A 13,906-nucleotide genomic window follows, 5' to 3' on the forward strand; every position below is an offset into this window, starting at 1 on the left:
TATTTTTAATATCTTTTTATTTTATAAATCGCTTTTTACACGATGTACTTGCATTGCTCTTATGAGCCATTTAGATAAAGGTTTGAATGGGTCTCTTTTTTTCAAATCAATATAAATACCTAGCTTTTTCAATATTGGTACTTTATGAGTTTCTACAAACTCAATTAATGTACCATCTGGATCTTCAATATAACTAAAATGTCCTGCAGCGTCTCCCATATCAAAACTATCTGCACTATCTACTGTAAACGGAAAATTTAATCTTTTTGCTTCATTTCTAAAGGTTTTCATTCCGTTAATATCAAAACAAAGGTGAATATACCCTAAGTCACCCCATAAACGATCTTTATAAATTTTGTTAGGCTTACGGTCTAAAACTTGTATTAATTCTATTTCTGTCGGACCTAATAATTCACCAAAACCTCCAACTTTTCTAGCGCTATGCTTCAAAATAATTCTTCTGAACGAATTTTCACCACCTGGCACACCTTTAAAATCATCTTGAACTCCTATTTTATCAGAAACTAAAATATCGTACCCTAAAAGTTTTTGATAAAAAAGTAGAGACTTATCCATATCTGCAACACCAATTACAGTTCCTAAAACACCTCCGTTACTTACGTTGCAATTAATATAATTATAATCATCTTTTACCACTTGAACTAAGTTATCCCAAGGGTCAGCAAATATAAAACGATCTTCTTTTTCAAAATTTTCACTCAAAAAAGGTATGCTAATTTTATTTAATTTTTGATGAACTACAGTTGTATCTTTAGCTCTAATTTTCATTATATTAATTCCTAAATCGCCGAGTAAAAAAATATTTTTATTCGCTTTAGGAATCCTATCTTTAAATTGCCAAATTTCTAACCCTCCCCCTCCTACTAAGTTTAAGGCCAATAACGCATGACGTTTTTGAACAACATCATTTGTGTATTGAGTCATTAAATTTGCGCTAGCTACATCTTCGAAAACTAAAATATCAAAGCCTAAGTACTCTCTATACCAATTAAATACAGATTTTGCATTAGCAACTCCAATACCTATTTGTTGAATGCCATTAATAATTTTACTCATAAAAACAATGTTATTTTGTGCTATATGGCATCTTTAATAATTTACTATGTAAACTTTTTAATTTGTTTGCAGGATATCCGAGATTAAATAATACAACCATTACAAGGTTTGATATATTTACTTTTAGATATGAGTTTGTTTCATATTTACGTGCTGAAACAATAAGATTGTTTTTTATAATTTTATAGTTGACTTTTTCTTTTTTCATTCTCTTGAAAAATTCAAAATCTTCCATGATTACTTGTGCTTCATTAAATTTCCCTAATTGAAAAAAAACATCTTTTTTAATAAAAAGACATTGATCACCACCCCCTGTAAAAATGCCATCTTTTGCTGTAAATGAAGAATTGATATTTAAAAAAAAACTTTCTTTATCAAATTTATAAGAGAAAAACCCTGCTTCATATTTATTATTAATGGTAGCCTTTATATCTTCAATAAAATTAATTGGCGGTATTACATCTGCATGTAAAAAAACTAAAATATCTCCCTTTGCTTTATTTGCTGCATAATTCATTTGAATTGCACGGCCATTTGTTGGACATTTATAAAAAATAATTTTAGAATTTAATTTCTCGAAAGCTGTACAATCTGAATTTGATGCCGATATAGAAATAAGAATTTCTGTATCATCAACTTTTATAAGCTCTTGTAAATAAGGAAGTAACTTATCTAAATTTTGCTTCTCATTATGTGCTGGTATAATAATAGATATCATAAAAAAATGCAGTCTATATTTTATTTAATATAATTAACTAACTTTAATAAATACGTAATTTTATAAGAAAGGGTTCATAAATAATTACGACCAAACCATCTAACTTCTAAAACCGTATATAATAATATACGATACTAATAAAGATATTATGATAACACGTTCGATTAAGTTAAACTTACTATTGATTCTTACATTTTTTGTCTCTTTTTCTATCTCTTCTCAAGACAACAAAAGTAATGGTTCTAATTTCAATAAACTATCTGAAGAGTTTTTAATAAAAATTAAAAATGGAGAAAACACAGAAGCTATAAGAGAGCAACTTGCCTCAACAACCATAGAGGAATTAGAGGATGGTTTACAAACTGATACTCAAAAATTAGCATTTTGGCTTAATATATATAACGGTTATATTCAATTTATTTTACAAGAAAACCCTGATTCATATAGCGATAGAGGTTCTTTCTTCAAAAAAGAACAAATTAAAATTGCTGGCACCACTATTGCTTTTGAAAAAATAGAGCATGGTATTATTCGTAAATCGCAATGGCCATTAGGTTTAGGAATGATCAGAAAATGGTTTCCTAATAAGTTAGAAAGAAAATTGAGAGTTGAGGAAAGAGATTACAGGGTGCATTTTGCTTTAAACTGTGGTGCTAAAGATTGCCCACCTGTTGCTATTTATTACGCTGAAAAATTAGATGAACAATTAGATTTAGGAACCAAAAAATATTTAACTCAAACTACGGTATATAATAAAGAAGAAAATACAGTAAGCGTTACTCCTTTATTTAGTTGGTTTAGAGGTGATTTTGGCTGTAAAAAAGGAGTTAAAGAAATTTTGAAAGCTCACAACATTGTAGATGACACAAAAGGTCTTGATATTACATACAAAGGTTACGATTGGACTTTAGATTTAGACAATTGGATTAAATTATAACAATCTATATTTGCTAAGTTTTTATTAGGGTACAGATATATTTTATGCAAAAAATTTTAGCGTTTAAAAAAGTAATACTTGTCTGCTTTTTGTTTTTAGCAATTGGTTCTTGTTTTTTAATCAGTAATTTAAAATTCGCTTTCGATTTTAATCAATTTTTTCCAACGGGGGATAAAGATCTAATTTTTTACGAAAAATTTGTAGAAGATTTTTCTACTGATGATAACTTTTTACTTATCGCGGTTGAAAATGACTCAACTGTTTTCAACAAAGAGTTTTTAAGCAAAATTAATTCGCTTTCTGAAGATGCTAAAAAATTGCCTTATGTAACTGAAGTCAGTTCTTTAACAACACTATCATACCCATTAAAAACATCTTTTGGTTATACAAAAATTCCCGTTTTACACTGGGACGATAAAACCCAATATCAAAAAGATTGGTCTAAAATTAAAGAAGATGGTCTTTTCATCAATTCATTTATTGATGAAAAAGCCACCTCTTTAATTATCGTTTTAGAAACTGATGATAATTTAGATTATAAACAATCAATAGCACTACTAACCAGTACTCGTAATTTATTAGAAGGTAAAGATTTAAAAGAATACCATTTAATGGGTCGAAGCTTTTTTTATGAAGCTTTGGTTAATATGCAAAAACGAGAGCTAATAGTAACTTCTATTATTTCACTTATACTTGTACTTATTGTTCTGTTTATAATATATAGGCGTGGTGTCATTATTTTTATAACACTGATATCTATATTTATAGCGCTATTAATATTTCTAGGAACATTATCATTATTAGGTAAAGAACTTAGTGTTTTAGCAGCCCTATATCCTATTTTAATGCTTATCGTAGGTACATCTGATGTAATACATATTCTAGATAATTATCTAGAGAAGTTAAAACAAGGTATTGAACAAATAACAGCAATTACAAGTACTTTAAAAGAAGTTGGCCTATCAACCCTTTTAACATCAATAACTACGGCCATTGGCTTTTTATCTTTACTGTTCTCAAAGCTTGTTGGTATCAGAGATTTTGGAGTAAATTCAGCAATAGGAGTACTAATAGCCTATTTTACTGTTATATTTTTCACAAGCTCACTTCTTTTAATTTTCAAAAACAAAACACTTTTATCCGATAAAAAAGATAGCTCTTTTTGGGAAGAAAAATTACTAAAAATAAATAGAATTACTTTTTTACACCCTAAAAAAATATTGATTTTCACTCTTATTTTTGGACTATTTTGTTTTTGGGGTGCAAGCTTAGTTAATACTAACTATAAGTTTAAAACTAGTTTACCAAACAAAAGCGCTATTTCGAGTGATTTTGATTTTTTTCAAAAAAATTATTTTGGTTTTAGATCATTAGAACTAGCCGTAACTAGTAAAGAAAATTTTAAAATTACCGATTTTGAAATTGCGAATGAGATTGAAAAAGTAACTCAAAATTTAGAAAAAATAAATACTATAAAAAATGTTCAGTCTGTAAACTTAATTCCTAAAGCTTTTAATAAAGCCAATAACCTTAACAAGGCTGATTTTTTTGTTTTACCACAAGATAAAAAAACCTTTAATACGTATAAAAAAGATGCTAATAGGTATGCTAGAAAACAACTTAATAAATTTATGGATACCTCTAAAACAAAATCTAGAATCATTTCTAAAATTTTAGATATTGGTACCGATAGTTTAAATACAACATACAGTAGAATTAATACATTTATTGCTAAAAATACAGACACTACAATAGTAAACTTCAAAATTACAGGAAAAGGCTTTTTAATGGATAAAAATGCCGAATACATACAGCTTAGTCTTTTTCAAGGTTTAGCTATGGGGTTATTATTAGTTGGTATTATTATGGGATTGTTGTATAAAAATATTAAGCTCGTTATTATATCTATGATTCCTAATTTATTGCCTTTAGTATTTGCGGGAGCCTTATTAGGGTTTTTAAAAATACCGTTAGATGCACCTACAAGTATTGTATTTGCAATTGTATTTGGCATAGCGGTAGATGACACTATTCACTTTTTAGGAAAATTTAAAATAATGCTATCTAAAGGTTATTCTAAAGAAGAAGCCATAAAGGTTACCTTTTTAGAAACAGGAAGAGCACTTATAATTACCACTTTAGTTCTATTTTTTGGTTTTATGGTTTTGTTATTTTCAATACACAACCCGAGTGTTATCATAGGTCTTTTAATTAGCTCAACACTAGTTACCGCTCTAATTTTAGACTTATTACTATTACCTGTATTACTCCGAAAATTTATGTGATTTGTTGCTTAAAACGCTTCTAATATTGTAAAACTGATGTTACCTCCTTCTTTTGAGTAGCCATAATCTGCTCTAAGGCGAACACCATCTCTTTTATTAATTATATAACGTAAACCTGCACCACCAGAGTTTTTTAAAGGAGAAGAAAATAAGTCTTTAAAATTTGGTGCAACAGTACTTGTTGATCCAAAAACAGCAGCGCCAAACCTACCACTTATATGAAAACGATATTCGAGTGCTAATGAAGCTTCTGCGTTATCTTGAAACCTACGACTGCTAAAACCTCTAGTACGTTTCCCTCCGATATAGAATTGATCTAAAAAAGGTGTACCACTTGAGCTACTTCCAAAGAAAAGGTTTGTAGCTATTATTTTACGCTTACCAACCTTTTTATAATATCTACTATCTAAATTGAATTTAGAATATTTAAATGATGAACCTAAAAAATTTGAAGAAGTAAAAAAGTTACCTTGAATAAAAAATCCTTTAGTCGGGTAAAAAATATCATCACGAGTATCATAAAATGCTAAAAGTCCAACATTAGATACCATACCACCATCTTTACCAATTACGGTTGAATTAGCGAGTAAGCCATCTTCCTCTTCTTTTAAATTCGTGAAATTATCTAATTGATACCCTAATCCTACTGAAAAATCAGGCAATACTTCTCTTAAAACTGACATACGTAATCTAGGAAAAGTAACTTCGTAATTCTCGCTATCTTCTTCTAAACTAGTAATTCCTTGCCCATAATAATTATAAACGTATTTATAATAACCTAGCTCACCAATAACACGCCATTTTTCGTTATCAGAATAAATCTCAAAAGGAAAATATAATAAAAATTGGTTTTTAGTTGTATAACTTACTCCCAATTGAACTGATGATGACCGTGTTGATCTTTTTTCGCCATGTAACCAAAAGCTTGCAATACCTAATGCTCCAAAACCAAAATCTGTTTCTGGAGTATAAAAAGCTACCGGAAATAATGTGATATCTAAGTTTTTTGTAGAATCTTTCTTAACTTCTTCTTGTGCTTTCAAAGCAAAAGAGAATAGTATACTTAAAATATATAAAACCTTTTTTAAATTCATTTTTAAAAATTAAATCACAAATCGAAATATTAAAAAAAAATATGACAATTTGTAATGTGGATAGTTATTGTACTGCAAAATACTCAACTTAATTAAGTATTATTTTATGAATAAAAAGATTAAAATATTGTTATAAAAAGCTATTTTTTTTGCTTTTCATAAAGCGAATTACATTCTTCAGTCTCTTTATGCAGTCTATGCAAGGCTAAATATACTATTATACATACATGTAACATAACATAAAACCAAACTCCTAATAAAAAATAAGTCATAATTAAAAGGTTTAGATTAAAAACTAAAGTATTTATGCCATAATACCTTAGTTTGTAATACCTACGAAAAAAAAACGAAGTAGGTTTTACCTTGTTAATTTAATTTAACATATTTTCAAAAAAAAAGCACCGTAGTACCACTACTACGGTGCAAACAACCTAAAAACAAAAAAACAACCACTTGCTTCTTTTCTATTGAGGACTAAAAAGTGAATGTGATATTACCTTTTATAAAAAATGGTGTCCCTGGTATAAAATGAATTTCTTCTACCGATGCTGTTTCATTTTGCAAACGTGATTCTGTTGCAAATTGAGTCTCATTCCATTCCGTATCGAATAAATTTTCGATAGAAATTCCTAAATCTAAATTTTTTGAAAGCTTATAATTAGCATTCATATCTGTTACAAAATATCCTGCTGCTACAATAGAATTATCTTCATTAGCAGGTCTATCTCCTATATATCGGTATTTTATACCACCCGAAAATCTTCCTAAATCTAATACGTTTAAACCACCTGCCAGTGTAAAGTCAGGTGCTAATGGTATATAATCTGATCCATTTTCTTCTTCTATACTTCGTGCATTTGTATATGTTGCATCTGTATTAAAAAATAACCAGTCTGTTACTTGATATCTAACACCTAAGTCTAAACCTAAACGGCGTGTTTTTCCACTAGGTTCTACAATACCTGCATCACCTACATAAACAAACTCTTGCTCTAAGTAAAGATACCATGCTGCTGCGTTTACAAATACTTTTGAAAAAGGTCTCCAAATAGTTCCTAAATCTGCTCCGTAAGAAGCTGGCAAGATGTCTTCACCTTGCTGTGCTACAACAACTCTAGCATCATTAGAATGAAAACCTATACCTGTTTTTAAGAATAACTGTAAATCAGGACTGCTACTATATAATATATTCAATTTAGGTGATATTGTTGTTTTAGATTCTGATAGGTTTGTATATTCTTCTTGCAAAGCATCTACATAACCAAAATTAAAATTATCAACTCTAATACCTGGTATTATAGACCATTTGTCTTTTTTATAATCTAAACTAGCGTATCCAAAAACAGAAGTTTCTTGTACATCTCCTAATTGTATGTTGTTTATTGTAGTTTTTCTATTTAAGGTATGAGAAAGCTCTACATCATCAACATTATCTGTTCTAAAACCTGCGCCAGCTTTTAAAATAACATCTGCACTGCCCCATTTCATACTTTTATTTAATTCGGTATTAAAACCAAATATATCACGTTCTTCTTGTTGCTTTATTTGATCTCCATTTGTAGGGTCATCTAAAAAGAATGTAAAATTAGAGTACAACTCAAAATTATAATTAGAATAAAAAACATTAGACTTTACAAACGTATTATCATCAATAATTTTCAACAACGATGCATTTATATTTGTTCTTCCTGTTGTACCTCCTTCAGTATCATCAATAGCTCCAAAGCGAGAAATGCTACCATTATCTACTGCTCGTTGTGGTATTTGACCTGATGCATCCCAAGTACTTGTAAAATGTGATGCAGTTAATGAAAACTTACTTGCGTCTTTTAATACAGTCGTATATTTTCCAAAAATATTCAATCTTGAAAAATTTTGTGGAGATTCAAAAGCACCATCAAATTGAGTATATTCTGTTGCTATAAATGCTTGGTCAGTATCAGAATCAATAACATTAAACATTCCTAATGTTCTATTCCATCCAAAATCTCCATATTCAAAACGAACCATGCTTTTATCTATACTTTCTTTTGTTTGAAAATTGACATAGCCTGCTGTAGCAAAATCGCCTTTACTTGCATAATAACTACCCTTACCAAAATCAATCTGGTCTAATGTTTCTGGTATTAAAAAGTGTAGATCTGCATAACCTTGTCCATGCGCATGAGAAACCATATTTACAGGCATACCATCTACAGAAATTGAAATATCTGTACCATGATCAATATCAAAACCTCTTAAAAATATTTGTTCTGCTTTACCTCCACCAGCATGTTGGCCTATAATTAAACCTGGTACTTTTTGTAATAATTCTTGTGATGATCGTACTGGAGCTGTTTTTAAATCTATTTCAGAAATTGCATTTAAGCTATTCAAATTTGGTCTTATAACCACTTCATCAAGCTCAAAAGACTGCTCTTTTAATACAAGTGATATTCGTTTACTAAAATTATCTTTACCACCTATTACAAAATTAATTTTTTCAAAGCCTAAAGCTCCTATTCTTAATGTATCGCCAACTGAATTGTTATCTAATTTAAAGTACCCCAACTCATTACTATGAGTATGATTTTCAGTATTTACATTAAAAATGTAAGCACCTTCTATTGCTTTAGCATCCTTATTAATAAGTTTGCCTTTAAACTCTTGTGCGTTACTTACAAAAGCAAATAGTAAAACGATCATCAATGTTATATTTTTCAACATTTTTTTATCTTTAAAAAGGTTATAGTGCTTCTATTTTATTTTTCATATTAGGTCCTAATTCATATATAGCTCCTAATAACTCTTCTTTTATCTCTGCTGTTTTTTCTAAACTACCGTTCTCTTTATAAATTTCAGCAGCGTTGTATAATATTGCTGGCTCAAAAGTTTTACCTTCGATATGGTTTAAAACAATATTTAATGCTTTTTGTTTTTCGCCTAACTTTAAATAACTATAGGCTAAAAAGCTATACGATTCTGGTGTTGGTCTATTAGCAACCTCTTTTTCTGCTAATTTAAAAGCATTTGATATTTCATTTGCATCTGATAAATACAAATCAATATTATATGCATTATACATATCTCCGTATTTTTTATTCTTAACTCTTAAAAAATATTGATCTAAATTTTTAGCATAATTTTCTTCGTCACCCATAAATTCTGCTATTTCAGATTTCAAAAGGTAATAATCGGGAGCATCGTAATTTTTAGTAATAGAATCTAGTATTCGTAATGCTTCTTTTGGGTTATTTTCATGAGAAAAAACAATCCAAGCAATACCTTTTTTAGCATATGCATTCTGACTATCGATAGCTAATGACTTTAAAAAATTTGAATAAGAATCTTTTATTCTACCAGCATGGCCGTAATAATCTGCCAAATTAGTATATGACCAAAGCATTAAACCTTTATTTTTTTTATTTTCTGCAATTTTTTCGGCTTGCTCCATGTAGTTAATTGTAGAGGCTAAATCACCTTTATAATCATTCCATTTTGCAGCACGTATTAAATACCCAAATTTAGATAAATCTGTAATACTATCTAAATAGTTTTTTGCTAATTTGTAATTACCTAACTCCATGTGCACATCAAACAATAAACTTTGTGTTTCAGTTAAACCTGCTCCAATTTCTCTTGCATTTTCTGCTAATTCTAAAGCTTCTTTAAACCTATGCTGAGAAATATAATTTCTAGCTAAAGCTCTTCTAAAGCCCGACCTGCCTATGTTTGCTTTTTCTACCGCTTTAGTTAAAGCTTGTTCTGATTTTTTTAAAAAATCAATATTACCTGTTTCGTTAAAATAAGTATTGTATTCTCCTGCAACAATACCAAAAGACATTAATTGAATACTGTCTGGTTTTATTTTTGAATTCCAAAGCTCAAAATATTTTGAAGTGGTTTTTGGCTTTTCTGAGACTAAAAATTGATTGTAATCATCTTTGTCTGTAATTTTTTTTAAAGCAGTATCTGAATCTTTACATGAAAAAATCAGTAAGGCTGAAAATATTAAAAGTATATATTTCATTTTGTGGTAATTTTAGAAATGTTTTTAGGGAAAATTAGGTGGTTTTAGGTGTTGTTTAAAAAAATGGGAGGGGTTAAATCCTCCCAAATTCTCCTCTTCATAGCTTCCTTTTATTCAGGGTTACCTAAATAAGGAAAAGTACTTGTTGGGTTAGCAGTAATACTAACACCATCAGATGTCAATCTTGGTAAATCTTGAACACCATCATTATCGGTATCTTGACCACTAAAACGGATTCCATCTTCGCCACCAAAAAATAATATTAAAGAAACATCAATAACATCATCTTGTATTGTTCTACCAGTTAAACCAATAACTGCAGGGTCGTTTAAAACATTCCCATCCATATCAGCATCTTCACCTGGTAAAAAGTAAGTTGTAACATTATTAGGCGCAACTTCTAAAACATCTGCAGCTAAATAACCCGTTAATGTTGCAATATCTAATCCTAAAATGTTATTCTGATAATCTACATCAGCAGGTGTAAAACCTAAAGCAACTGCATAAGCATCATGTAAACCTTCTAATCTAGCTTCAAAACTTGCTTGAAAAGCAGCACCCATTTCTGAAGGTATTGTAACGTTTTGCATATCTTTTGTAGCATCATCACCACTTAAAACTGTATTTACACCAGGGCGTCCCATATGGTCTGCTTGAATGTATGTGCCAGAAAAATCTGCCATCATTTCCATTTCTTCTTCTTCGATAATTTGTACATTATCGTCATCATTATCACATGATACAAAAAGGGTAAGTGCTACTGCATAAGAAAATGCGTAAAATATATTTGATAGTTTCATATTTTTATTTTTTTAGATATTTAATTATTTATTGTTTGATGTTTGATGTTACCCATGTTTTATAAACAACAACTCCTAAAGCATTTTGAGCAGTTGGTGCTCCTAACATTGAATTTGGTATTTCAATAGCAATAGACATTGTATTAGCGCCATCAAAAGTATCAGCAGCATCTCCTGGAGCTTTAAATCCTTCTGGTGTAGCAGTTAAAACCTCATTAAATTGAAAAAAATCAAAAAAGAAAGCATCTTGTCTAGGTCCAGCAAATAATTTAACACCTGTTGATGTATTTGTAGTAATTGCAGTATTTGTAGAAATATCTACACTACCTAAAGGAGAATCTACCATTACTTCACCTGATAAGCCTTTTTGCGTTGGAGTAACTGGTCCAAAGAAATACATTTTACCATCTCTAGGAATAGCTTGTATAACAGTATCTTCAATTAAATCACCATCTAAATCAATATTAATTTCTGTAAGCACATTTTCGTCAAATGTTCCGTAAGCTAAATCTGGTAATACATTAGATTGTAGATCTACAATAAATACAGTGTTATCAGAACCTTCTGTAGGCTCAAAAGCATAAAAATCTGCAATATCAGCAGTAGTACCTGTAGTCGATGGCGCATCAATATGATCGGCAGCAACTAAAATTACACCCGTCACAACAGCAAGTGCAAGTCCTAAATAAATTTTTGTTTTTTTCATGTTACTAATTTTTAGATTATTAATTCAACAACACTTACGAGATCTAGTTTAGCAGGGTTTGGTTTTATTATGTTAAAATTATGTTAACACGTTTTTGAAGAGTCATTTTAAATATTTAAGAAATGATTTACTAAAAGCTTTTGATGTAATTTCGCAATTGAAAAACATATAGTATAATGAACCCTTCAGCAACCGGTTGGATTGATAAGTTTGGACACATTGTAAAGGACTACAATACCCTTTATGATAATTTTGATGAACTATATAATCATTTAAAAAGCTTAGGCTTTATATATGGAGTAAACATTAGCAATCCTGAATTTATAATTCACGAACACCCTTTATCAGACGATGAGAAAGCGAAAGTTAACCTTTTAACCGCTTTATACTTTACATATAGAGAACAGGAGAAAGAAACTGATTTTTCTAAATTTTTAGATTGTATTTTTGAGTTTTATAAACAATTAGGCTTTGGAAAAGTATCTCTATTAAACAAAATTCTTACTGGAAAAAAAACATCTTCGCAATTAGAGTTGCTTATAGACTCTAGAGTTTATTTAGATGATAATGTTATCAGCAAAACTTTTAATAGCATCATTACAAACTCACTTTTGTTTATTGATGTTTTAACTTTTAAAAGGTATTTAACAACAACCGATAACATAAAAGAGCATGCTCAAAAGTTAGAGTACATCACTATCAATATAACATATCACGCATTAAACTCTAAAGAAAAAAATAAAAAAGACGAGAAATTAGCTAGTCTTTTTGCTTCTTCCTTAACATTTATTGATAGTAGTAAAGATAGTTTTGATGGCTCGTACAGAGACCAATTAACTAACGATTTTACGCTTTGTGAAAATCAATATTTTTTTGATGTTGCATGTTTAACTGTTTGGGAAGATTTATCGTTAGATTATAAAGAATCTGACTTTATAATTAATATAGGAAAAGACCTTGGTTTAAATGCTGATTCCATTCTAAAATCGATAGAAGACATAGGTGCTTTTTTTGATAAAAATGCATCAAAAATACCGCACTTAAAAAACCACAATTTGGCGACTCAATTTTATGATAGTATGGCCAAAATTGTAAATAAATTAATTCTAAGAAACAGTAAGCGATTACAAAAAGAGCTTTCTGAAAGTAAAGAATTGGTGACTCTTTTATCTAAATCAACCATGAAAGATTTAACGGAAGAAGAGAAGAAGAAAGTACAAAACCAGTTATTAGATATTTTCAAAAGCATCCCTTCTTTAGCTATTTTCATATTGCCTGGCGGAGCTGTTTTATTACCTATTTTCATTAAGTTAATACCAAAATTACTACCTTCGTCTTTTGATGATAACCGTTTAGATAATTAAACGAAAAAATCATAAAAAAAACCACTATAAGAAAAGCTTATAGTGGTTTTTTTATTTTACACAAAACACTTAAGTCCAGTTATTTTAATAAGACTACTCCAACCACAACTTAAAGTCTTTAACACGCTCTCTACTCACTATTACATCTTGACCATTATATGTATTAAACTTAATTTGAAGCCTAGAATTTGTGTATGAAATGATGTCTTTTATATGTTTTATATTGATATAAAATTTACGACTAACTCTAAAGAAAATCTCAGGATCCAAATCTAATTCCAACCCCTCTAGTGTCGTTTCTAAAAGATAATTTCTACCATCTGTAGTTGCCGCATAAGTCCCTTTATTTTCACTATAAAAACACTCCACCTCTTCTGCATTAATAATTTTTAAATGCTGCCCAACTTTAATCGTAAATCGTTTTTTGTATTCGCGTTCAACAGGGTTTACAAGAAGCTTTTTTATGTCTTCAAAATCAATCGCTATTTTCTCTTTTTTAGGTTGCAAATATTTGTATTTTTCAACTGCAACCTCGAGTTCTTCATCATCAATAGGTTTCAATAAATAATCTATACTATTTAACTTAAAAGCTTGCAATGCATACTCATCAAAAGCGGTTGTAAATATGACAGAACTTTTAATTTCTACAGCATCAAATATCTCAAACGAAAGACCATCTGAAAGTTGAATGTCTAAGAAAATTAAATCAGGGTGTTCGTTGTTTTTAAACCACTCAACAGACTCTTCTACCGAATGCAACAAAACGGACACTTGTATATTTAAATCTGCTAACAGTCTACCTAGCCTTCTTGCTGATGGTTTTTCATCTTCTATAATAATTACATTCATTATTTCTTATTCAATTAGTCGTTAGCTTTACCCGTTTAAAAATCGTTTTTTGTAAATCTGTCTAGTT

The 13,906-nt window shown here is 29.4% G+C and carries 11 protein-coding genes; 3 read left to right on the forward strand and 8 right to left on the reverse strand.

Features of this window, described 5'->3' with window-relative positions; all coding sequences use genetic code 11:
- Positions 1-21: 21 nt before the first annotated feature.
- The gene (locus tag H0I23_RS07875) at positions 22-1,077 is read right to left on the reverse strand and encodes a VOC family protein (RefSeq protein WP_216785911.1); all 1,056 of its coding nucleotides are present in this window, start codon (positions 1,075-1,077) and stop codon (positions 22-24) included.
- A gap of 10 nt (positions 1,078-1,087) precedes the next feature.
- Entirely contained in the window at positions 1,088-1,795 is a 708-nt protein-coding gene (locus H0I23_RS07880; protein WP_216785912.1) for a TIGR04283 family arsenosugar biosynthesis glycosyltransferase, read from the reverse strand.
- 181 nt (positions 1,796-1,976) lie between these two features.
- Between H0I23_RS07880 and H0I23_RS07885 the strand changes: the two genes are divergently transcribed.
- Together H0I23_RS07885 and H0I23_RS07890 are read left to right on the forward strand one after the other, a co-directional pair.
- Entirely contained in the window at positions 1,977-2,732 is a 756-nt protein-coding gene (locus H0I23_RS07885) for a DUF547 domain-containing protein (protein ID WP_254073669.1), read from the forward strand.
- Between the two features lie 44 nt (positions 2,733-2,776).
- On the forward strand, positions 2,777-5,017 hold the full coding sequence (locus tag H0I23_RS07890; protein ID WP_216785914.1) for an RND family transporter: 2,241 nt from the start codon (positions 2,777-2,779) through the stop codon (positions 5,015-5,017).
- Between the two features lie 8 nt (positions 5,018-5,025).
- On the opposite strand, the gene H0I23_RS07895 is transcribed toward H0I23_RS07890, so the two are convergent.
- From H0I23_RS07895 to H0I23_RS07915, 5 genes are all read right to left on the reverse strand, one after another.
- Entirely contained in the window at positions 5,026-6,111 is a 1,086-nt protein-coding gene (locus H0I23_RS07895) for a BamA/TamA family outer membrane protein (RefSeq protein ID WP_216785915.1), read from the reverse strand.
- A 474-nt stretch (positions 6,112-6,585) separates the two neighbouring features.
- Positions 6,586-8,817, reverse strand: a complete 2,232-nt coding sequence (locus H0I23_RS07900) for a TonB-dependent receptor domain-containing protein (protein ID WP_216785916.1) — start codon at positions 8,815-8,817, stop codon at positions 6,586-6,588.
- A gap of 19 nt (positions 8,818-8,836) precedes the next feature.
- The gene (locus H0I23_RS07905) at positions 8,837-10,120 is read right to left on the reverse strand and encodes a lipopolysaccharide assembly protein LapB (RefSeq protein ID WP_216785917.1); all 1,284 of its coding nucleotides are present in this window, start codon (positions 10,118-10,120) and stop codon (positions 8,837-8,839) included.
- A 110-nt stretch (positions 10,121-10,230) separates the two neighbouring features.
- The gene (locus tag H0I23_RS07910) at positions 10,231-10,920 is read right to left on the reverse strand and encodes a DUF4331 domain-containing protein (RefSeq protein ID WP_216785918.1); all 690 of its coding nucleotides are present in this window, start codon (positions 10,918-10,920) and stop codon (positions 10,231-10,233) included.
- Positions 10,921-10,948: 28 nt separating this feature from the next.
- Positions 10,949-11,626 (reverse strand): DUF4331 family protein, encoded by a 678-nt coding sequence (locus tag H0I23_RS07915; protein ID WP_216785919.1) that lies wholly within the window; start codon positions 11,624-11,626, stop codon positions 10,949-10,951.
- A 176-nt stretch (positions 11,627-11,802) separates the two neighbouring features.
- On the opposite strand from H0I23_RS07915, the gene H0I23_RS07920 reads away from it, so the two are divergent.
- Entirely contained in the window at positions 11,803-12,990 is a 1,188-nt protein-coding gene (locus H0I23_RS07920) for an LETM1-related biofilm-associated protein (RefSeq protein ID WP_216785920.1), read from the forward strand.
- A 93-nt stretch (positions 12,991-13,083) separates the two neighbouring features.
- Here H0I23_RS07920 and H0I23_RS07925 read toward each other — a convergent pair whose 3' ends face one another.
- Positions 13,084-13,839 (reverse strand): LytTR family DNA-binding domain-containing protein, encoded by a 756-nt coding sequence (locus H0I23_RS07925; RefSeq protein WP_216785921.1) that lies wholly within the window; start codon positions 13,837-13,839, stop codon positions 13,084-13,086.
- Between the last annotated feature and the right edge of the window lie 67 nt (positions 13,840-13,906).

The sequence above is a fragment of the Cellulophaga sp. HaHaR_3_176 genome (assembly GCF_019021925.1).
In the GTDB taxonomy this organism is placed as follows: Bacteria; Bacteroidota; Bacteroidia; order Flavobacteriales; family Flavobacteriaceae; genus Cellulophaga.

Excerpts from the sequence above, each read along its gene's own strand:
- H0I23_RS07875 (WP_216785911.1), bottom strand. The coding sequence starts at position 1,077 with ATGAGTAAAATTATTAATGGCATTCAACAAATAGGTATTGGAGTTGCT.
- H0I23_RS07890 (WP_216785914.1), top strand. The coding sequence starts at position 2,777 with ATGCAAAAAATTTTAGCGTTTAAAAAAGTAATACTTGTCTGCTTTTTG.
- H0I23_RS07895 (WP_216785915.1), bottom strand. The coding sequence starts at position 6,111 with ATGAATTTAAAAAAGGTTTTATATATTTTAAGTATACTATTCTCTTTT.
- H0I23_RS07920 (WP_216785920.1), top strand. The coding sequence starts at position 11,803 with ATGAACCCTTCAGCAACCGGTTGGATTGATAAGTTTGGACACATTGTA.
- H0I23_RS07925 (WP_216785921.1), bottom strand. The coding sequence starts at position 13,839 with ATGAATGTAATTATTATAGAAGATGAAAAACCATCAGCAAGAAGGCTA.
- H0I23_RS07915 (WP_216785919.1), bottom strand. The coding sequence starts at position 11,626 with ATGAAAAAAACAAAAATTTATTTAGGACTTGCACTTGCTGTTGTGACG.
- H0I23_RS07900 (WP_216785916.1), bottom strand. The coding sequence starts at position 8,817 with ATGTTGAAAAATATAACATTGATGATCGTTTTACTATTTGCTTTTGTA.
- H0I23_RS07905 (WP_216785917.1), bottom strand. The coding sequence starts at position 10,120 with ATGAAATATATACTTTTAATATTTTCAGCCTTACTGATTTTTTCATGT.
- H0I23_RS07910 (WP_216785918.1), bottom strand. The coding sequence starts at position 10,920 with ATGAAACTATCAAATATATTTTACGCATTTTCTTATGCAGTAGCACTT.
- H0I23_RS07880 (WP_216785912.1), bottom strand. The coding sequence starts at position 1,795 with ATGATATCTATTATTATACCAGCACATAATGAGAAGCAAAATTTAGAT.